20 protein-coding genes are annotated in these 22,438 nt (G+C 32.4%); 18 read left to right on the top strand and 2 right to left on the bottom strand.

Annotated features, from left to right (window positions below; all coding sequences use genetic code 11):
• Together ATE84_RS14725 and ATE84_RS14720 are read left to right on the top strand one after the other, a co-directional pair.
• The gene (locus ATE84_RS14725; protein ID WP_101448680.1) at positions 1-879 is read left to right on the top strand and encodes a nucleoside phosphorylase; all 879 of its coding nucleotides are present in this window, start codon (positions 1-3) and stop codon (positions 877-879) included.
• A 383-nt stretch (positions 880-1,262) separates the two neighbouring features.
• Positions 1,263-2,114 (top strand): substrate-binding domain-containing protein, encoded by an 852-nt coding sequence (locus ATE84_RS14720; protein WP_101448679.1) that lies wholly within the window; start codon positions 1,263-1,265, stop codon positions 2,112-2,114.
• 490 nt (positions 2,115-2,604) lie between these two features.
• Here the strand turns inward: ATE84_RS14720 and ATE84_RS14710 are convergent, their stop codons facing one another.
• A complete protein-coding gene (locus ATE84_RS14710) occupies positions 2,605-3,270 on the bottom strand; it encodes a uracil-DNA glycosylase (RefSeq protein ID WP_101448677.1) in 666 nt (221 codons plus the stop codon).
• Positions 3,271-3,358: 88 nt separating this feature from the next.
• Between ATE84_RS14710 and ATE84_RS14705 the strand changes: the two genes are divergently transcribed.
• From ATE84_RS14705 to ATE84_RS14670, 8 genes are all read left to right on the top strand, one after another.
• Positions 3,359-5,530 (top strand): DNA mismatch repair protein MutS, encoded by a 2,172-nt coding sequence (locus ATE84_RS14705; RefSeq protein ID WP_101448676.1) that lies wholly within the window; start codon positions 3,359-3,361, stop codon positions 5,528-5,530.
• 7 nt (positions 5,531-5,537) lie between these two features.
• Positions 5,538-6,842 (top strand): sodium:solute symporter, encoded by a 1,305-nt coding sequence (locus ATE84_RS14700; RefSeq protein WP_101448675.1) that lies wholly within the window; start codon positions 5,538-5,540, stop codon positions 6,840-6,842.
• A gap of 141 nt (positions 6,843-6,983) precedes the next feature.
• Positions 6,984-9,482 carry a PIG-L family deacetylase gene (locus ATE84_RS14695; protein WP_101448674.1) on the top strand — a complete coding sequence of 833 codons (2,499 nt, stop codon included), beginning with the start codon at positions 6,984-6,986 and terminating at the stop codon, positions 9,480-9,482.
• A 207-nt stretch (positions 9,483-9,689) separates the two neighbouring features.
• On the top strand, positions 9,690-11,369 hold the full coding sequence (locus ATE84_RS14690; protein ID WP_101448673.1) for a sodium:solute symporter: 1,680 nt from the start codon (positions 9,690-9,692) through the stop codon (positions 11,367-11,369).
• Positions 11,369-12,349: a Gfo/Idh/MocA family protein gene (locus ATE84_RS14685; protein WP_101448672.1), complete on the top strand. Its 981-nt coding sequence runs from the start codon at positions 11,369-11,371 to the stop codon at positions 12,347-12,349. Before ATE84_RS14690 ends, ATE84_RS14685 begins: the two co-directional genes overlap by 1 nt.
• 204 nt (positions 12,350-12,553) lie before the next feature.
• Positions 12,554-13,066, top strand: a complete 513-nt coding sequence (lspA, locus tag ATE84_RS14680) for a signal peptidase II (RefSeq protein WP_233195816.1) — start codon at positions 12,554-12,556, stop codon at positions 13,064-13,066.
• Between the two features lie 177 nt (positions 13,067-13,243).
• Positions 13,244-13,957, top strand: a complete 714-nt coding sequence (locus tag ATE84_RS14675) for a hypothetical protein (protein ID WP_101448671.1) — start codon at positions 13,244-13,246, stop codon at positions 13,955-13,957.
• 175 nt (positions 13,958-14,132) lie between these two features.
• The gene (locus tag ATE84_RS14670; RefSeq protein ID WP_101448670.1) at positions 14,133-15,170 is read left to right on the top strand and encodes a S9 family peptidase; all 1,038 of its coding nucleotides are present in this window, start codon (positions 14,133-14,135) and stop codon (positions 15,168-15,170) included.
• Positions 15,171-15,308: 138 nt separating this feature from the next.
• On the opposite strand, the gene ATE84_RS14665 is transcribed toward ATE84_RS14670, so the two are convergent.
• Positions 15,309-16,151, bottom strand: coding sequence for a DUF2911 domain-containing protein (locus ATE84_RS14665; RefSeq protein ID WP_101448669.1), 843 nt, complete (start codon positions 16,149-16,151; stop codon positions 15,309-15,311).
• 126 nt (positions 16,152-16,277) lie between these two features.
• Here ATE84_RS14665 and ATE84_RS14660 point away from each other — a divergent pair, with 126 nt between their 5' ends.
• From ATE84_RS14660 to ATE84_RS14620, 8 genes are all read left to right on the top strand, one after another.
• Positions 16,278-16,937 (top strand): MIP family channel protein, encoded by a 660-nt coding sequence (locus ATE84_RS14660; protein WP_101448668.1) that lies wholly within the window; start codon positions 16,278-16,280, stop codon positions 16,935-16,937.
• 473 nt (positions 16,938-17,410) lie between these two features.
• Positions 17,411-17,767: a hypothetical protein gene (locus ATE84_RS14650; protein ID WP_101448666.1), complete on the top strand. Its 357-nt coding sequence runs from the start codon at positions 17,411-17,413 to the stop codon at positions 17,765-17,767.
• Positions 17,768-17,852: 85 nt separating this feature from the next.
• Positions 17,853-18,347: an SRPBCC family protein gene (locus ATE84_RS14645; RefSeq protein WP_101448665.1), complete on the top strand. Its 495-nt coding sequence runs from the start codon at positions 17,853-17,855 to the stop codon at positions 18,345-18,347.
• A 10-nt stretch (positions 18,348-18,357) separates the two neighbouring features.
• Entirely contained in the window at positions 18,358-19,056 is a 699-nt protein-coding gene (locus tag ATE84_RS14640) for an SDR family NAD(P)-dependent oxidoreductase (RefSeq protein ID WP_101448664.1), read from the top strand.
• 3 nt (positions 19,057-19,059) lie between these two features.
• Positions 19,060-20,367, top strand: coding sequence for a deoxyribodipyrimidine photo-lyase (locus tag ATE84_RS14635; RefSeq protein ID WP_101448663.1), 1,308 nt, complete (start codon positions 19,060-19,062; stop codon positions 20,365-20,367).
• 94 nt (positions 20,368-20,461) lie between these two features.
• Positions 20,462-20,827 (top strand): SnoaL-like domain-containing protein, encoded by a 366-nt coding sequence (locus ATE84_RS14630; protein ID WP_101448662.1) that lies wholly within the window; start codon positions 20,462-20,464, stop codon positions 20,825-20,827.
• A gap of 254 nt (positions 20,828-21,081) precedes the next feature.
• On the top strand, positions 21,082-21,681 hold the full coding sequence (locus ATE84_RS14625; protein ID WP_101448661.1) for a SatD family protein: 600 nt from the start codon (positions 21,082-21,084) through the stop codon (positions 21,679-21,681).
• On the top strand, positions 21,678-22,400 hold the full coding sequence (locus ATE84_RS14620) for a DUF3307 domain-containing protein (protein WP_101448660.1): 723 nt from the start codon (positions 21,678-21,680) through the stop codon (positions 22,398-22,400). The genes ATE84_RS14625 and ATE84_RS14620 overlap by 4 nt, the downstream gene beginning before the upstream one ends.
• Positions 22,401-22,438: the final 38 nt, after the last annotated feature.

Below are 22,438 nucleotides of genomic sequence, written 5' to 3'. Positions count from 1 at the left end.
ATGGCTATAGCCGAATCCGAACTTATTCTTAATGATGATGGTAGTATTTACCATCTAAATCTTAGACCCGAACATCTTGCCAAAAACATAATAACTGTTGGAGATCCTGATCGAGTTGACCAGATAACGCAATATTTTGAAACTATTGAATACAAAATTCAGAAACGAGAATTTCATACACAGACAGGAATTTACAAGGGACATAGAATCACTGTAATTTCTACAGGTATTGGCACCGATAATATAGACATTGTATTTAATGAATTAGATGCATTAGTAAATATTGACCTCACCACTCGTAAAAATAAAACAGAACACACTGCGCTACATATTGTACGCATAGGAACTTCTGGATCAATACAACCCGATATTCCTATTGATAGTTTTGTAGTTTCAGAAATTGCCACCGGTTTTGATAGTCTTTTACATTTCTATAAAAGTAGCCATGTACAATTACCAGAAATTTCAAAAGCGCTGACTAAACATTTAGACCTAGATCAAAATAAATCAATGCCGTATACTGTAGTATACGATAAAAAATTGGGAGAACATATGCTAAGTAGTATAGTTCAAAAAGGGCATACACTCACTAATGTAGGTTTTTATGGTCCACAAGGGAGAGTGTTGAGATTACCTCTACAAGATAATGAGCTCAATACAAAAATAGCCTCTTTTGCTTATGAGAATAAAAAAATAACCAATTTAGAAATGGAAACTGCCGGCATGTACGGAATGGCAAAATTGTTAGGACACAAAGCCGTATCCATGAATGCCATTGTAGCTAATCGCGCTACTGGAGAATTTAGTAAAAACCCAAAAGAAACTGTTAATAAACTTATCAAATACACTTTAGATAAGATAGTAAGTTACCATATATGAATAGTATGTATAGAAAATAAAAAAGAATGAGTAGTAGGTCCTCATTCTTTTTTCATTACTTAGTTAGTAATCAGAAACTTCTAAACATATTAACCAAATAATATTTTAAGACTAATCAATAAATTAGTCAGTAACAATACTGCAATAAAGATTACAATGCCATTCTCAAGAGAATTATTTTTTAACTTCGCAACCTTTACATATGTCTTTTTATTTTTTAAAAAGTTCTTTTTCATAGCAATATTGTTTTTATTTGGGGTTAAAACTTTTTAAAGATATATTTCTTTAAAATAGTAATAGTACAAATATATAAAAACCATTTATTTTTATCGTTAAAAAACACAAATAATCGATGAAATACACAATTATTAATATCGGATAGCATGCATACTATAAAAATAGGTGGTGTTCCCGAGCACTTCAATCTACCTTGGCATTTAACTATTGAAGACGGAAGCTATCTAAAAAACAATATACAATTAGAATGGACTGAATATCCTGGTGGTACAGGAGCCATGTGTGAAGCTCTAAGAAATGAGGATATCGATATGGCAATAATCCTTACCGAAGGTATTGTAAAAGATATTATAGCTGGTAATCCAAGTAAAATTGTACAAACATATATTCAAACACCTCTTGTATGGGGAATTCATGTAAGTGCACAATCAGGATACACTCATCTCTCTGATCTTCAAAATACAAAAGCCGCTATTAGCAGGTATGGATCAGGTTCTCATTTAATGGCTTATGTAAATGCTCAAAACCAAAAATGGGATACGTCTCATCTACAATTTGAAGTTGTAAAAAATCTAGATGGAGCAGTTGAAGCATTAACTAACGGAAAAGCTGATTATTTCATGTGGGAACATTTTACAACAAAACCATTGGTTGACAATGGTACTTTTAGGCGAGTTATAGACTGCCCTACTCCCTGGCCTTGTTTTGTGATAGCCGTTAGAGAAGATATACTCGATTCAAAAAAAGAAGAAATAAAGACAATTCTTGATATCATAAACACAACCACTACAGATTTTAAGCATATCCCAAGCATAGACAGAACTCTTTCCTATAGATATGATCAACAATTAGAAGACATACAAAAATGGCTACAGCATACAGAGTGGAGTCAATCTCTTATCAAAGAAGAAACACTTATCGAGGTTCAAGATTACTTATTCAATTTACAAATCATTAACAAAAAAATAACCCCAAAAAAATTGATTTATGACATTTAGGGTCTTCATAAACTTAAATTCAAATTAAAAAAGTGAAATACAAGGGTAGGGATATCTTAATATAAAGCGTTACTTAATAAAGGATATTTATAAAAATAAGTGCAAAGATATCATATATTAAGTGCATAAGATAAACCTTTAGCAAAGTATCAATTTTTAAATATCTATGTAGCAAGCATCTATACAAATAAAAAAAATTGTACATTTGCAAAGCCTACCCCCAATAAAATGAACTAATTATTAGTGCATACGCAACCATTTATGGTTAATTGCATCTAATAATTAACTAACAAATCTATTATGGCAACTTTTTTAATAATACTCGTTGGTCTTGTCGCTTTCAATTTTATTTTACTTAAATTAAGTACACAATCTGTTGATACGAACAAGAATAAATCAAGAACACCAAAAATTAAGATTAACTCTATATCTAAGGATACTTCAGACAAGTCGAAATCTTCAGATATACCTAACGCTGCATAAGTATATTTTACCAATTTATTTCAGCTTGGTTGGTTTCAACCAAATATGAATTGGTTTTACTAAAATGCTTATTGCCAAACCAGTATCCTCTATTAGCGCTTAATGGAGAAGGATGACCACTAGTTAAAACATGATGTTTTGATCGATCGATCTTAGCGCCTTTTTTCTTAGCATAACCACCCCACAACAAAAAAACAACACTTCTTTTTTTATCAGATATAGTTTGTATAACAGCATCGGTAAATTGCTCCCAACCTTTATTTTGATGAGATCCAGCTTGATGTGCTCTAACAGTTAAAGTAGCATTCAATAATAAAACTCCCTGCTTTGCCCAACGTTCTAAATTTCCATTTGATGGATAAGTTAGTTCTAAATCTGTTTCAATTTCTTTAAAAATATTAATCAATGAAGGAGGCATAGTAATACCATCATTAACAGAGAAACACAAACCGTTGGCCTGCCCAACTCCATGATATGGATCCTGACCAATCACAACCACTTTAACATCATCAAAACCACAATGATCAAAAGCAGAAAATATTTCACTTCCATTTGGGTAACATGTGTTATTTTTATATTCTGTTTTCACAAAATCTGCTAATGAACCAAAATATGGCTTATCAAATTCTTCCTCAAGTTGCTGATTCCAAGAGGATTCAATATTTACATTCATATAGATGTCAAAAAATTATAGCAATTGTGTACTTTTGCCCTGTTCTAAAATTGATCGAATATAACCCAAAAATAGGGTAAAAAAAAGTATGATTCGCATTTCTAAAAAAACACTAGACGACCTAGAATTTGATACTGTGCAGAAACATGTTGCAGAACAGTGTAGTACAGATTTTGGTAAGTTGAAAGCATTACAAATTGTTCCCTTCGATACTGAAGAGCAACTTCATATTGCCCTACAGGAAGTATTCGAATATAAATCTTCATTATTAAATGATACTCGTATACCCAATCATGGATTCGATAGTATTAATAAAGAAATTCAATTATTGAATATTGAAAATACATTTTTAGAAGCTTTGAATTTAAAACGATTGGTTTCTATTAGTACTACTACTAATGATTTGCTATATTTTTTCAGAAAAAATGCAGAGCTATACCCTACGCTCTATCAAACATCTTCTGGAGTAGTATTTACTAAAGAAATTATTAATCTAATCGAAATCGTGATTGATAAGTTCGGAGAGGTTAAAGACAATGCTTCTCCTGTATTACAACGTCTTCGAAAAGATATTCATAGTGTACAAGGAAAATTAAACGGAAGTTTCGGAAAAGACTTATCTCGATATAACAGCTTGGGATATCTAGATGAAATTAAAGAAAGTGTTGTAGATAACAGAAGAGTTCTAGCGGTAACTGCCATGTATCGGCGTAAAGTAAAAGGTGCCATCATGGGGAATTCTAAAACCGGAAGTATTGTTTACATAGAACCCGAAGCTACTTTACAATATAGTCGTGAACTCAGTAATCTTCAATATGAAGAACGAGAAGAAATCGTAAAAATATTGAAAGAACTAACTAATAAATTACGACCATTTATTGAGCTATTAGAGCACTATCAAGAATACTTAAGTGATGTAGATGTTGTTTCTGCAAAATCAAAATATGCAGGTCAACTTAATGCAGTATTGCCAAAAATCACAACAGATAGAGAATTAACACTTAAAGATGCTTATCACCCATTACTATATCATACTAATAGAATAAAAGGAGAGAAAACCTTCCCTCAAACCATAACATTAAATGAGAATAATCAAATCATTGTTATTTCTGGTCCCAATGCCGGAGGGAAAAGTATTACTTTAAAAACTATAGGTCTACTACAAATAATGTTACAAAGCGGAATGCTCATTCCTGTACACGAATACAGTAGAATGTGTTTATTTGACGTTATTCTTACTGATATTGGGGACAATCAATCTATAGAAAATCATCTAAGTACCTACAGTTATCGTTTGAAAAACATGAATTATTTCTTGCGAAAATGTAATAACAAAACGTTATTTCTAATTGATGAATTTGGAACAGGTAGTGATCCAGAACTTGGTGGAGCACTAGCCGAAGCTTTCCTTGAGGTTTTCTATGAAAGAGGATCTTTTGGGATTATCACGACACATTATGCCAATTTAAAAATGCTGGCTAATGAGTTACCGAATATGAGTAATGCAAATATGTTATTTGATTCAAAAACATTAGAACCTCTATTTAAATTACACTTAGGTGAAGCAGGAAGCTCTTTTACTTTTGAAGTAGCTCAAAAAAATGGGATCCCTTATAGCCTTATCAATAAAGCAAAGAAAAAGGTAGAACGCGGTAAAATTCGTTTTGATAAAAGTATTGCTAATCTTCAAAAAGAGCGATCCAAACTACAAAAAACTACTGCAGGGCTTAAAACCAAAGAGCAAAAAGCAGAGGAAGAAAAAGATCGCCTAGAGAAGACCAACCAGCGTATTCAACGTAAGTTGGAAAGCTATCAGGAGTTATATGATGGTAATCAAAGAATGATCTATCTGGGTCAAAAAATAGATGATCTCAGTGAAAAATACTTTAACAATAAGAAAAAAAGAGAGCTAATCAACGAGTTTATAAAAATCGTTGAAGTAGAAAACTCCAAACGAAAAAAACAAAGCGTAAAACAACGAAAAGTAGAAAAAGCAAAAGAGGAAAAAGTCGTAAAAGAAGTTATCGGAAAAGTGCAGGTTATTCGTAAAAAGAAAAAGGAGGAAAAAAAGAAAGAAGAAAAAATCGAAGCAGCAAAACCAAAAGTGACTTTAAAAATTGGTGATCGAGTACGAATGATTGATGGAAGATCTATAGGCACTATAGATACTTTAGAAAAAGGAAAAGCTATTGTTAATTATGGAATTTTTACCACTAATGTAAGCATTGATCAATTAGAATTTGTAGAAAGAAAAAAATAAGCTCTGAATGGAAATCTATCTTTACTTAAGTACTTATATTATCTTAATTATTGGTTTATCGATATATATATCCAGATCATCATCAAGTGAAGATTTCCTTATCGGAGGGAGAAATAAAAGTGCGTACGCCATTTTATTCTCTAAATTCGCAGGAGCCATTGGAGTGAGTACTCTAATTACCTATACGGGTTATGCATATAAATTTGGCTGGGGACTTTTCGCCATGTCTATAGGATCAGTAGTTGGTTATTTTTTATTTGCATTTTGGGCTGCGCCTAAAATAAAAAAACTATCAGCACAGGGTAAATTCTATACACAAGGAGACCTACCCGCTTTTGTTACGAGCAACAAAAATACTGGTATCATTACTAACGTTATAACCATAGTAGTTCAGTTTTTCTGGATATTATTATCCCTGGCAGGTGGTGCAAAAATCATTGCATTTTTCGAAATTCTGCCTTATGAAACCGCATTACTAATTACAGCAATAGTAGTTATGGTGTATGTATTATTTTCTGGTTTTAAAGCTGTAATCGTTACCGATGTTTTTCAGGCAGTAATTATAATCGTATTTCTCTGTATATTAATTTACGGAATGTTTGATGTTAAGGATTTTGGTACCATTCTTAGCAGTACTACAGGTCAAAATGTAACTATAGGTAGCATTATAGGTTTAGTTCTTTACGGAGGGTTATCTGTTTTTGGGCTAGCAGATCGATATCAGCTTTGTTATGCCGCTAAAGATGAGAAATCATTAAAGAGAGGATTGAGTCTTGCCATTATTCCTGTCTTAGGTATCGTTTTCCTATTGCTTTTAATAGGACTGTACACCTATATTCAAAATCCCAACTTAGATCCCGATACTGTATTTGTTTATGCTATGCAAAACTTTATATCACAATCATGGCTACCACTTTTACTCGTGCTTTTTTTTGCAGGTTTAATGAGTACTGCAGATACTTCAATTTTTGCAGTGGCTTCTCATATTGTATCCAATACTAAAAAAGAGGGAAAAGTAAAATCTTTACGATATGCTACTATAATTACCGTTATTGTTGCTTTTGTAGTAGCTCTATTTTGGAGGAGTATTGTTGATATAACTATTGTAGGGGCCGCATTACGAATGACACTTTCAATAGCGATGATCTATGTTATACAACAAAAAAGAAATAGTGGACGATTTATTGCAAGTGCACTAGGGGGGCTTTTGGGATTAATAATCGGAATATTAATCTTTGGCCCTACTCCTACCATTGCTATAACGGTACTTTTAGGATCATTACTTGGACTAATTTACAGGTCAAAAAGCTGATACAAAATAAGTTTCTATAACCACATTCATCTTCCTAATTATTGAAGAGAGCTTCCTGTTAAAGTATCCTTAAACCACAATTCTGAGAATTTTATCTTTTTATATTTGGAGAAATTCAACTAAAAACTGCACCAAAAAATTATGCGAAAATTATTTTTTATAGCCTGTATTGGCATACTATTTCCACTTGTTGCTCTAGGACAACAACCTAATAAGCCGAATGCAGCAGAAATCCATCAAGCTATAAAAAAACTTAATTTTTTAGGCTCTGTATTATATGTTGCTGCACACCCTGATGATGAAAACACACGACTCATATCCTATATATCTAATCAGGTAAAGGCAAGAACAGCATACTTATCTCTCACTCGAGGAGATGGAGGGCAAAATCTGATAGGTCCAGAGATTAGAGAACTCTTAGGTGTAATTAGAACTCAAGAGTTATTAGCAGCTCGTAGAACTGACGGAGGAGAACAGCTATTTACACGAGCTAATGATTTTGGATATTCTAAACATCCCGATGAAACACTTTCTATCTGGGATAAAAAAGAAGTATTAAGTGATGTGGTTTGGGCTATACGAAATTTTAAACCTGATGTAATTATCAACCGTTTTAATCACAGAACTCCCGGTAGCACTCATGGCCATCATACTTCTTCGGCTATGTTAAGTGTAGAAGCTTTTGACCTAACAGGAGATAAAACGGTTTATCCAGACCAACTCAACTATACAGAAACCTGGCAACCAACAAGATTATTTTTCAATACCTCTTGGTGGTTTTATGGTAGTCGAGAAAATTTCGAAAAAGCAGATAAAAGTAAATTATTAGCGTTTGATACAGGAATATATTACCCCTCTCTAGGGCTTTCTAATAGTGAAATTGCTTCGTTGAGTCGTAGTCAGCACAAATCCCAAGGGTTTGGTAGTACTGGTACTCGAGGGCAACAAAGTGAATATATAGAACTGATCAAAGGCGAATTACCGAAAGATAAAACGAATATTTTTGAAGGGATTGATACCTCATGGAATCGGGTTAAAGGAGGAAAAGCTATTGGTGATATTTTATATCAGGTAGAAAAAGATTTTAATTTTAAAAATCCTTCTGCAAGTATTCCTCAACTGATAAAAGCATATCAACTAATTAAGCAATTAGAAAACAATCACTGGAAAGTAGTTAAATCTAAAGAAATCAAAGAAATTATTGCTGCAGCTTCAGGCTTGTATCTAGAAGCTGTCGCAACCGAAGAAAATACTACCAAAGGGAGTGAAATTACTATTAAGGTAGAAGCTATTAATAGAAGTGCAATTACTATGACTTTGCAATCTATAAAAATTGCTACAGTTGATATCAGTGATGTTTCAGAAAAAGTTTTAAAAAATAATATCCGAAATAACTTCGAATTTAAAGGTACTATTCCCTCCAATTTTGATTTTACTAACCCCTATTGGCTTACTAATAAAGGTACATTGGGAATGTATAATGTTAGTGATCAAAAGTTAATTGGAAAACCAGAAACAGATCATAAAATCAAAGCTTTGTTTACGGTAACAATTGATGGGGTTTCTATTCCTTTTTCTAAAGATATCATCTACAAAACAAATGATCCTGTTAAAGGAGAAGTATATAAACCTTTTGAGGTCATCCCTGCTATTTCTGCAAGTATCAAGGATAAAGTAATTATCTACGCTAATGGTGCTTCAAAACAAATTCCTATTACTATAAAAGCCGGAAAAGCAAATCTGAATGGAAAAGTTACTCTTACGCATCCAGAAGGTTGGCAGGTGACTCCAGCTGCTGTAAATTTTAGTCTTTCTCAGAAAGGAGAAGAAAAAATAGTAGTTTTTACACTTACTTCACCCAATACTCAAAGTGAAGGTTACATTTCACCCAAAATAGAAATTAATGGAAATGTATACTCTAATGAAGTGGTTACTATTGATTATGATCATATTCCACATCAAACTGTAGTATTACCATCTGAGGCCAAAGTTGTGCGCCTGGATATTAAAAAGAAAGGGCAAAACATAGGGTATATTGAAGGAGCTGGAGATGTAGTACCAGAAAGCTTACAACAAATTGGTTACCAAGTAACTACAATTGACCCAGAATCTATATCTTTAGAAAGTATACAATCTTTTGATGCTATTGTCGTAGGAATCAGGGCCTATAATACTGTAGAGCAATTAAAGTTTAAACAGAAGTATTTGTTAGAATATGTAAAAAATGGAGGAAACCTTATTATTCAATATAATACTAATCGTAGATTAAAAGTAACCGACAACTTAGGACCTTATCCTCTTAAATTATCTAGAGATCGAGTAACCGATGAAAATGCAAAAATCACCTTTTTAGCACCAGAACATCAGGTCTTAAATTCACCCAATAAAATCACGGCCAATGATTTTAAAGGATGGGTGCAAGAAAGAGGATTGTATTTCCCTAATGAATGGTCAAAAGAATATATTCCTATTTTAGCAGCTAATGATAAAGGAGAGTCTAAGAAAAAAGGTCCTTTATTAATCGCCAAATATGGCAAAGGGCATTATGTATATACAGGGCTTAGTTTTTTTAGAGAGTTTCCGGCAGGAGTATCAGGTGCATATCGCCTTTTTGCCAATATACTTTCTCTAGGAAAATAAATATCCAAGATATACTACAAAATATAATCTAACAATTTTTAATATGGAAGAGAAAAACGAAAAAAGAGAGTGGAAAAAATTATATAGTGCAGTATTAATCGCTAATGCAGTTTATATTCTATTGTTCTATTTTATTACTAATTCTTATTCATAATTCTTTTAAGATAACAACCTCATCAATCAATCAACTAATTTAATCAATCACTTATGCAAACCATAGATTGGATCGTACTACTTGGAACCTTATTATTTATAGTACTATATGGTGCCTGGAAAACTAAAGGCAGTAAAAATGTCAAAGATTATATACGAGGAGGTAATGATGCACATTGGTGGACCATTGGCCTATCAGTAATGGCAACACAAGCAAGTGCTATTACTTTTCTTTCTGCACCGGGTCAAGCCTTTCATGACGGAATGGGATTTGTACAATTCTATTTTGGGGTCCCTATTGCCATGGTTGTCATTTGTATGGTATTTATACCGATGTATCACAAATTAAATGTGTATACAGCATACGAATATCTTGAGAGTAGATTTGATCTCAAAACCAGAAGTCTGACTGCTATTCTATTTTTAGTTCAAAGAGGATTAGCGGCCGGTATAACTATTTTTGCACCAGCTATAATATTATCATCTGTACTAGGTTGGGATTTAGTAACCTTAAATATCATCATAGGAATACTAGTGATCATATATACCGTTTCTGGCGGTACAAAAGCAGTGAATATTACCCAGAAACAACAGATGGGTATTATTTTTATTGGTATGTTGGTAGCCTTTTTTATTATAATAAGCTACCTTCCTGAAGGAATAACTTTTTCTAAAGCATTGGATATTGCAGGTGCTAGTGGAAAGATGGAAATTCTGGATTTTTCATTTGATCTTGATAATCGTTATACATTCTGGAGTGGAATCATCGGAGGAACATTTTTGGCCCTCTCCTACTTTGGTACAGATCAAAGCCAGGTACAACGATATTTAACTGGTAAATCTATAAAGGAAAGTCAGCTAGGGCTTTTGTTTAACGGGTTGCTCAAAGTACCTATGCAATTCTTTATCCTCTTAGTTGGAGTTATGGTATTTGTTTTTTACCAATTTAATGCTTCTCCTCTAAATTTCAATCCAAAAGGAAAAGAAGCTATACTTAACACAGAATATGCAGAACAATATACAAAACTAGAAAATAAACTTGCAGAAATTCATAGTTCAAAAGATGCTGTGATTAAGGGATATCTAGCAGACCAAAAACCAGATAATAAAAGTTTAATTCAGGAGCTTAACAAAAAAGAAAAAGAAACCCGTGAAGCTGCTAAAGCATTAATTAATAAGGCAGATACAACTGTAGAAACAAACGATAAAGATTATGTATTTATCCATTTTATTCTAAATAACTTGCCCAGAGGACTTATAGGTTTGCTCCTTGCTGTTATATTATCGGCTGCTATGTCTTCTACAGCTTCAGAATTAAATGCCTTAGCTTCAACAACCGCTATTGATTTATATAAACGAAATCTCTCTGAAGAAAAAAGTGATCAGCATTATGTATCCGCTTCCAAACTTTTCACTCTTGCCTGGGGTATTCTAGCCATCATAGTAGCATGTTTTGCTAATTTATTCGACAACCTTATTCAATTAGTAAATATTATTGGTTCTATTTTTTATGGAAATGTGCTAGGAATATTCCTATTAGCTTTCTTCGTAAAATTCGTACATAGTAATGCCACCTTTGTCGCCGCACTTATTACTCAAGTAATTGTTATTCTTGGTTGGTATTATGATTGGATGCCATATCTATGGCTCAATTTATTTGGATGTGCTTTGGTAATGACTATAGCAATATTCATACAACCATTAATGGGGTCTAAATCTCAAATAACTTCCTAATGAATGCTGAAAAAGTCATAAAATGGGGAATCATTGGTTGTGGTAAAATAGCACATAAATTTGCTAATGATCTAAAATCGGTACCCAATGCAAAACTTTATGCTGTTGCTAGTAGAAATATAAAAAAAGCTAAGGAGTTTGGGAAGAAATATCAAGCCTCTACCTACTATGGTAGTTATGAAGAATTAAGTAAAGATTCAAATATTGATGTTGTGTATATCGCAACTCCTCATGTATTTCATTATGAAAATACGGTGATGTGTCTTAACCATAAAAAAGCAGTCTTATGCGAAAAACCGTTTGCAATGGATACTGTTCAGGTTGAAGAAATGATTGCGCTAGCAAAGAAGAATAAGGTATTCTTGATGGAGGCGCTTTGGACGTATTTTCTTCCGCATTATACATATGTTTTGAATATTGTTACATCTAATGAACTTGGAAAAGTAAAAACACTGAAAGCTGATTTTGGCTTCACCACTCCTTTTGATCCCGAAGGAAGAGTATTCAATAAAAAACTAGGAGGAGGTAGTCTTTTGGATGTCGGTATTTATCCATTATTTGCAGCATTAACCATTTTAGGATATCCAGAAGAAGTGAATGCAAAGGCTACCATAGGAAAAACAGGAATTGATGAAGATTGTAGTATTCAGCTTCAATATAAAAATGGAGCTACAGCCTCACTATTTAGTGCTGTTACCAAAGAAACCGATACAACAGCTATCCTAGAGTTCGAAAAAGGATCGATCATCATCAATAGTCGTTTTCACGAACCTTCTTCAATCACTATTCTAAAAGAAGGAAAATCAGAGCTTATAGAGTTTAACGTTACTACAAATGGGTATAACTATGAAGCCATTCATGTACAAGAGATGTTGCTCCAAAATCGTAAAGAAAGTACAGTTATGAGTTTCGAAAAAAGTCTTCAGTTAATCAACTTGTTAGATACGGTTAGAGAAAAAATAGACTTGCACTACGATTGAATTGAATTTCTTTCCTTTTCTATTTTCAATACCAAAAGCATAGAGAGGTACATTCCTATTATAGTATCATTCGCATAAAGTTATTCATATAGGCTTGATTTAAAGTATACACAAACCATATTTAGGATATAGTAGTACAAAAACAATTAAAATTTGCACCCAGATAGCTATATCTATTTTAGGTTAATCAGAAATCCTCTAGATTTGCAAATAAAAAGACTGATTAAAATATTTGTTTCTTTAGTAATAATATTTAGTAACATAAGCTGTGATCAGATTACAAAAGAAAAGGTTAGAAAGGAAATTTCTAAAAATGAAACTGTAAAAGTTATTGGTGACAACTTTATTCTGACTAAAGTAGAGAATACTGGAGCAGCTTTAAGTTTAGGAGAAAACCTTACTCCTAACTTAAAAATCATTTTTTCACAAGTATTACCATTACTAGTCCTTCTTTTTATGTTTGTTTATATTGTTAAAGAAAAAAAGATCACGAAATTTAATCTGATTGGATTCTCTTTTATTATTGGAGGTAGAATTGGAAATATCTATGATAGAATATTATTTAACTCCGTAACAGATTTTATGTATTTGGAATACGGCTATTTACACACCGGAATTTTTAATATGGCGGATGTTTCTGTAGTTGTTGGAACTCTTCTGATCTTATTGAATTCAGTAATATCAGAATTAAAAAAATATCAACTTAAAAAAACCTAATTGTAACATCATATATGAAATCAGAGCAAAGTTAAGTGCTATATCGAAAAGGTTATTTCCTGTTTGCGATAGCGCTAGATTTTTATAAGTTAAACAAGAAAAAAGATGCGCAGATAAATCGATTGGTTCAGGTATGCTTGCCTTACTTCGATTTATATATTTGGTGTTGACTACAATATGAGAGTAATTTTAATTATAGCACTTTTAATATCGTATATTTCTTACAGTCAGACACAAACTGATTTAAGAGATCAATTAATGGTTTTAGTGAATGCAGATAGCGTCAATTTTAAGTTAGATTCAACAGGCTTTGAAAAACTACCCAAAATAGATTATGACTGCTATGATGGAGAATCAGGTATCTTTTGGCATGTTCAGGATTTGAATAATGATGGTCTAAAAGATCTTATTTATTCTGGTCCTTGTAAACCATATTATCAATGCATAATCTTTTTAAATGATGGCACTAAACTGAATAACGTATATGATTCCCCAGGAAAACTTCTTAAAGTACAAACCGACCATTTAGCATCAAAAATTTCTATCCTTAAATCAAATTGTTGTTGTGATTACTATTCTGAATTCACGGAAATCAGTATTGGTTTTGATAATCGCATGGTAAAGGCAATTGTAGAATATCATTTTGATACAAAAGTTAGCCTTGCTTCTGAATTAAAAGAAAAGCTAATTTCAGGAGTATTGAGATCAAAACCCATCGTATATGATAATATTCATCAAGATCCTTGTCTACCACAGAAGAATATTGGGAATCAAATACTAAAAATCAATAATGAGAAAGTGGTAGTTCTTGACTTCAAAGAAGGTTGGTACTTAATCCTTCATAAAAAAGATAATGAACATTCTATAATTGGATGGGTAAAAAAGGAATAAAACAGAATGGCAACAATACATAAAAGCCAACGCTCAACCCAAACTATGGCTTTAAGCAGAACATTGCAAACATTCAACACATCAGAAACCAATTAATTCCTTAAGTTAACGGACGAAGTTTTGAAGTTTTTTTAAAGGACAAAATTTTATCGTTAGTCTAGATTTGAAAATACAAATGAAAAAAATCAAAATATTACTATTCTTAAGTATAATTACTCTAAGCTCTAATGCTCAAATTCAAAAGAAAATATTTGAGTTTGAATTTGAGGGCTTTCGACTAAATGGTATTTTGAATATACCAGATACAATTCCAAAAGGTATTGCTCTTATTGTTCACGGTTCTGGTAAAACAAATGCAGTAGAACAAGAATGGTACTATGATGTCAGAGAGCAATTCATTAAATCTGGTTATGCTGTTTATATGTGGGATAAAAGGGGATGCGGTAAAAGTGAAGGTGATTTCAATTACAATCAACCAGTACAAAATAGTGCGCTAGAAGTGATAGCGGCAATAAAGGCTTTAAAGAATAAAAAAGTACCTGGTTCAGATAAAATCGGTTTATGGGGAATTAGTAGAGCTGGTTGGATAAATCCATTAGTTATTAACCAGTACAAAGACATTAAGTTTTGGATATCCGTAAGTGGTGTTGATGAAAAAGAAAACTTTAAATATCTACTTGAGAAAAATTTAAGAATTAATGGACATTCAATGGATACTGTAAACTTATTAGTCAATGAATGGCAAAAAGGAATTAGAATTAGTCACGAATGTGGTAATTTTAAAAACTATCAGGCAATTACATCAAACCTTAGAAAGAATAAGTTTTGGTTGCGCTTTACTAATGGAGGAATTGAAAAAGACAGTTACCATACTTTCCAAAAATCTCTTATGAAGCAAAACCTAGATAAAGAAACTAGGTTACCGATATACATAAATAACTTTGAGAATATTTTATCTAATATAGACTGTCCAGTGCTAGCCTTATTCGGGGAAAAAGACATGAATGTTGATTGGACAAAAACACAAGAACTTTATTTGAAAACACTTGGATCTAAAACGGATTTAACAATTAAATCATTTCCAGACTGTAATCACAATTTGTTTAAATGTAAAACTGGAGGCTTCTATGAGTTTCAAGACAATGATTTACCGTGGAATAGATGTGATGGATTTCTTGACACTATGGAGAAATGGCTAGCTGAAAGAAAATAAAACGATTTACCAATACAGTAAAAAAAATAACGGTTTTCGTCTTTAATCAAAAGATTAATAATAAAAAAGATCAGTTAGAAAACGAAAAAAGCGTTCCAAATGGAACGCTTTTTATGATTTGTGTGTGAAAAAGAGTGTTTATTTGGCTCCCCACTCTGCAAGGGAATCTTTATTTAATTTTACGTAGTCGGCATTTCCAGCCTTCTCTGCTAACTCTAACGAAGTTTTTGCTGCTTTTATTGCCCCATCTTTATCTCCAGACTTAAAATAAATCAAAGATTGTTGTCTATGGTACCAAAAAGCAGGCTCTTTACGTAGTGAAATTGCCTTATCAATATGCTCTTTGGCTTTAGCAAATTCTCCTGAATCTTTATAAAAAGTAGCTGCCAGATAATGATCCCTATCTGTAGGACCCGCCATAGTTTTTTCGATACTAGCAACAGTTTGTGCTTTTGCTGGAGTTTCTATAGTAACTGCTACTTCTGTATTTGCCCAAATAAAATTCATAATTGCAGAATCAATTTTAAAATCACTAAACATGATCGTAAATGTTTCTACATTCATAGGGATTGTAGTTGCTTTTACAGAGGCTGTAGCTGCTACTTTAGTATCATCCCACTTCTGTGGAGTTCCCCAATTGTTTGCATCACTATAAAAAATTACCTCCCAGTTTTCTTTACCTGGTTTTGTATAAATTGCATACGTTCCTTTTTTCAACTCTTTACCTGCAACTTTTACATCATCACTAAATGTGACGTGGGTATTTTTATTAGCTCCTGTCCTCCAAAGTTTGTCATAAGGCACTAAATTTCCGAAAATGGTTCTTCCTCGCATACTTGGACGTGAATATTCAACAGAAACATCTGTCAATCCAATAACTTGTTCGATTTTAGAAGCAGGACTTGGTTGCGGTGCTTTTACCTGAGCTTCAATTCCCAAAGAGAATAAAGCCATAGAAAGAAATAAGACTATCTTTTTCATTGTAGTTAGTTTAGTTTTGTTTGTTTTAATTTACTTAATGACGAAAATAAGGATTACAACATACATTAAAAGTTAACAAAAACTTAAAATAAGGAATAGTATATTTGTCCTCATTTTAAAAAAGTAATGAGAAAATATATTTCTGAAAGCATAGGAACTTTTAGCATGGTATTTTGTGGTACCGGCGCTATGACTATTAACGAAGTAACAGGAGGAGATGTCACTCATGTAGGTATCGCAATTACTTGGGGGCTTATTGTTATGGCAATGATTTATGCTTTTGGAGAAATATCCGGAGCTCACTTTAACCCTGCGGTTACCATTGCATTTGCCTATGCAAAAAAATTTGAATGGAATGAGGTTCCTCTGTATATAATCGCACAATGTACCGGAGCCATTGTGGCTAGTAGTATTCTACTCTTTTTGTTTCCAGAAAGTGAATTTCTTGGCGGAACGATGCCAGCTCTAGATGACCTAAGAGCACTCGTCTTAGAAATACTACTTACTTATTTTCTTATGGTAGTTATTATAAATGTTTCTACAGGGTCTAAAGAAACTGGTACTATGGCTGGGATAGCAGTTGGAGGAGTTGTTCTGTTAGAAGCTATGTTTGCTGGCCCTATGACTAATGCATCAATGAACCCCGCCAGATCCTTAGGTCCTGCTTTATTATCTGGTCATTGGGAACATCAATGGCTATATTTCATTGCTCCTGTTTTAGGTGCCCTATTGGCTGTGTTAACTTGTAAACTAGTAAAACCTGATAATTGTTGTACCAACTGTTAGAGAATATCTTGTATAAATTTGCTATATTGAATACAAAATTTTAGCTCACCAACATGCTTTGGGTATATATAGATATTACAATTCTTCTTTTGCTATTTTATATAAATTATAGAAAATATAAATTCTCAACAGAATTTAATCTTAAACAAAATACTGGGCTTGCTACAATCTTCTTTATAATAGTCTTTTTTGGAGTTACCATACCCTCAATTGCTTTTTTGATTGTCAAATTTTCCGATACTGAAATTGAGTTTTTTAATATCTACAAGCTAAGATATCAAGTATATTGGATACTAGGTTTAGTACAATTGATTTATTTATTCTGGATTAATACCAAAATTAAATCTAAGAGTGTTTAAAATTCACCTCTTACTAGTTTACTCATCATAAACGGTTATTTTGGTGGTATACTTTATAAAAATTGTTCTTTTTAACATATATTTACAATTAACAAACAATACCCATATCCCCCAATGGAGCACTTTATTAATGATTTTTGCCAAATAGAACTATACGATCAATACGCTATACTTACCATTAATGAAAATGTAGATTTTACCATTAATAAAGCTTCAATACTAAGAAATAAACTTAGACAACATTATGAAGCTAAAGATTTTATAATGATTAGCCATCGTAAGTTTGAACATAAAGTCTCTCCAGACATATACAAACAAGGACTATTAAACAATATGATAGGATTGGCAATTGTGTCTAGTAATGATAAAGAAAGAGATAAAGCTACTATTGAGCAACCATTATATGGTAAATCCTTTGCGTTCTTTAACACTCTTGAAGAAGCTAAATCCTGGGCAAAAAGTTTCTTTTAACAGAACTAGCAATTAAATTGTTTAACAAAAACTATTTTATGTTAAACAAAATTACTATACCTTTGCTGATATAATTTCGTGCCTTATGAAAATATATACCTTAAAAGCAAAACAAAATCTTCCTATATCTATAGAAAAAGCTTGGGAGTTTCTTTCAGATCCTAAAAATTTAAAAACAATAACACCAGAATATATGAAGTTTGAGGTTTTATCTGGTGCTGATCGCAAAATGTATCCTGGTCAAATTATACAATATATTGTTACCCCAATAGCAGGAATCAAAAACAAATGGGTAACAGAAATAACACATGTAAAGAACGAGGAATATTTTGTAGATGAACAGCGATTTGGTCCCTACTCATTATGGCATCATAAACACTTTATCAAAGAAATTCCTGGTGGGGTTGAAATGGAAGATATTATTGATTATAAAATACCCTTTGGGATACTAGGTCAATTGATTCACCCTATTATTGTAAAACCAAGATTAAAAGAAGTGTTTGAATATCGCAAAAAAAAGTTAATCGAATTATTCGGAACATCTGAAACCAAAGCAAATAATGAAATTATATTTGTTTAAAACTTAAATAATGAGAAAAAACATCCTACTCATAGGAGGAAGTCATGGAATTGGTTTTGAAATCGCTTTAAAACTATATAATGAGCATAACGTTTTTATTGCCTCAAGAACTTCTGAAAACCTAGGTAATTTAGAAGTTACTCATATTCCTTATGATGCGTCAAAGGATGAAATCGACACCTCTGTGCTTCCTGAAAGAATTGATGGTTTTGTGTATTGCCCGGGAAGTATCAATCTCAAATCCTTCAAAATGTTAACTCCAAAAGTATTTGAAGAAGATATGCAGATCAATTTTATGTTTTTGGTCAAAATTATACACACCTTACTTCCTAAATTGAAAAATTCGGAACAAGCAAGTTTAGTGTTTTTTAGTACTGTAGCTGTAAAGGTCGGAATGCCTTTTCATACCAGTATTGTAGCGGCAAAAGGCGCTATAGAAGGTTTTGCAAAAGCCTTAGCCGCAGAATATGCTCCAAATTTTAGAGTTAATGTTATCGCCCCATCTTTAACAAATACTCCCCTTGCAAAAGGATTATTAAATAACGAAAAAAAGAAAGAACTCATGGATAATCGTCATCCAATGAAACGCGTAGGACAAGCAGAAGATGTAGCAAATATTGCCCGCTTTTTGTTAAGTGATGATAGTAGTTGGATTACAGGTCAGGTTATTGGGGTAGATGGTGGTATGTCTACTCTAAATGTAAATTAATTTATGAGAAAGAAAGTCACTGTATTTTGGTTTAGAAGAGACCTAAGGTTAGATGATAACACAGGGCTTCTTGAAGCACTAAAAAGTAGATATCCGGTCTTACCTGTTTTTATTTTTGATAAGCATATTTTGGAACATCTGCCAAAAAATGATGCTCGGATAACCTTTATTTTTGAAACACTGCAAAAATTAAGGTTGGAGCTTCAAAACAAACACAGAAGTTCTTTATCATTACATTATAGCACTCCTAAAAAAGTTTTTGAAACTCTAATTTCTCAATACGACATACAACAAGTATACACCAATCACGATTATGAACCTTATGCAAAAGAAAGAGATACACTAATCAAAAATCTTTTACAAAAACATAATATTCAATTACATACATGTAAAGATCAGGTTATATTTGAGAAAGATGAAATTGTAAAAAAAGATGGTACTCCATATGTAGTATACACGCCTTATAAAAATAAGTGGAAAGAAATATTTGACTCCATCCAATTAAAAATCCATGCCACAGAATCATATCTTGATAATTTGGTTAAGAATACTGATCTTCCTAATGTAACATTACAGGAAATGGGGTTTGTTTCATCATCCATCAAAGTTCCAGATTATAATATCTCACCTAATCTTATTCAAAATTATGAGGCCACCCGAAATTTTCCTTCAAAAGAAAACGGAACTTCAAAAATAGGACCTCATCTACGCTTTGGGACTGTCGGGATACGATCGATCGTCAAAAAAGCGATCGCAGAAGAAAATCAGGTATTTTGGTCAGAACTAATCTGGAGAGAGTTTTTTATGCAAATCTTATGGCATTATCCACATACTAAAAACTCTTCTTTTAAACCCAAATATGATAGAATAGAATGGAGAAATAATGAGCAGGAATTTAAAAAATGGATGACTGGACAAACAGGATATCCACTGGTAGATGCTGGAATGAGACAGCTCAATCAAACAGGATATATGCATAATCGTGTACGAATGGTCGTTGCCAGTTTTCTGTGTAAACATTTATTAATCGACTGGCGATGGGGCGAGGCCTATTTTGCAGAAAAACTATTAGACTATGATATGTCTGCTAATATTGGTAACTGGCAATGGGCAGCAGGTTCTGGTGTGGATGCAGCTCCATATTTTAGAATATTTAATCCAACTACACAAATTCATAAATTTGATAAACAATTGACCTATATTAATACTTGGGTAAATGATATCAATGAACTCACCTACCCCCAACCAATTATAGAACATAAAATGGCCCGTGAGCGTTGTCTCAAAATATATAAGGAAGCTGTTGGTTAAGCAAAAAATTATAACATTTTTTTAAAATTATGATCCGGTTTTTTTGTACTTTACACATATCGCAAGTCATTTATAAACCAATAATTTTAATACCATGAACACACAAGAAGTGGCCACACGTTTAGTAGAACTCTGTCGTCAAGGAGAGAATATGCAAGCTCTTAAGGAGTTGTATGATCAAAACATAGTAAGTAAAGAAATGCCAGGAATGCCGAACGAAGTGACTTCGGGTATTAATGCTGTGCTTAAGAAAAGTGAAGAATGGTATGCTTCTGTCGAAGAGTATCACGGTGGAGAAATATCCGAGCCTGTGGTTGCAGAAAATCACTTCAGCTGTGCCATGAAAATGGATTGCACCTTTAAAGAGCAAGGACGTATGCAAATAGAAGAAGTTTGTGTGTATCAAGTAAATAATGGTAAAATTACAGAAGAGCAGTTTTTCTATTCTATGCCAAACTAAGACTACATACTGAAGTAGTTTAAAATATACTCAAAAGTCAAACCTTGAAGGGTTTGACTTTTTTATGTACCTGTAAAGGCAATCTCTATACACATACTTGCGTTTCTTTGTATAAAAAGATCTTTATTTTAAAATATATGGAAGTTTCATTTAATGATAAATATGATCGATATTTGCAATTATCGGGTTTTTAGTCGATATTTGTAATTATTGGGTTTTTAGCCGATAATTACACTAACAGATAATTATAATACATGATCAGTATTTTAACAGGTGATATTATTAATTCTAGAGAACGTGCTCCCCAGCAATGGATACCTTTATTGAAAAAAGTATTCGAAAAATATGGTTCTGAACCTAATCAGTGGGAAATTTATAGAGGAGACAGTTTTCAAATTGAAATTCCCATAGAGCAAGCATTAGAAGTTGTTTTTCTGATAAAAGCGACAATTAAACAATGTAAGCCTCTAGATGTACGAATAGCTATAGGAATTGGCGAAAAAACGTATACTTCTAAAAAAATTACGGAATCAAATGGTGATGCTTTTGAGCGCTCAGGGGAATGTTTTGAAAATCTAAAAAAACAAAATATAGCTATAAAATCTCCCTGGGAAGAGTTCGACAGCACCATAAATCTAATGCTTCGACTAGCGTTACTAACTATGAATGACTGGAAACCTGCGTATTCATCTATTGTAAAGACTGCACTCGAAAACCCTAAAAAAACACAAAAACAATTAGCCGAGTTACTAGGGAAAACCCAAAGTACTGTAAGCGAAGGACTAAAAAGGTCAGGGTATGAAGAAATGAGTCAATTAATATCTTATTATATCAATTATATAAAAACCAAATGATCGCATTAGCCATAAAATTAGTATTCTCTCACCTTCTTGGGGATTTTTTATTTCAACCTAATTCATGGGTACAGGATAAAGAAATCAAAAAATATAAATCAGTATATCTATACCTGCATATTATAATTCATGCAATACTCTTATTTGTCATACTTCAATTTAAAATGAAATATTGGTTAGGTATACTTATCATTTCAATCTCTCATTTTGGAATAGATCTTCTTAAAGTCTATCTAAAATCAAAAATAAACTATAGATTTCTATTTGTTTTAGACCAAATCCTTCATTTATGTATAATAGCACTCGTTGTGTATTACTATCATCGATACAATATTGATTTTGGCATCGTATATAATTCAAAAACACTACTATTTTTAGTATTTTTAATACTTACCACACTTGTATCTTCTATAATCATGAAACTATTCATCTCTCAATGGAATGTAAGTGAATATAGTACTCCTGAAAATTCTTTACACAAAGCCGGAACGTATATAGGTATGCTAGAACGTCTTTTTATATTTATATTTATCGTTACAGGGCGGTGGGAAGGCATTGGTTTTCTATTAGCAGCCAAATCTGTATTTAGATATGGAGATCTTTCTAAAGCAGGAGATAGAAAACTCACAGAATATATCCTAATCGGTACTTTATTAAGTTTTGGATTAGCCATGTTGATAGGTATCACCTATACGTATCTTGCACAAACTATTATCTAAATCTAATACCAAGTCAAATCAATTATTTTTTTCAAGCA

It is taken from the genome of Aquimarina sp. MAR_2010_214, assembly GCF_002846555.1.
Taxonomy (GTDB): domain Bacteria; phylum Bacteroidota; class Bacteroidia; order Flavobacteriales; family Flavobacteriaceae; genus Aquimarina.
The sequence above is the reverse complement of the archived record's forward strand: the minus strand, read 5'-3'. Positions and strand labels throughout refer to the sequence as shown.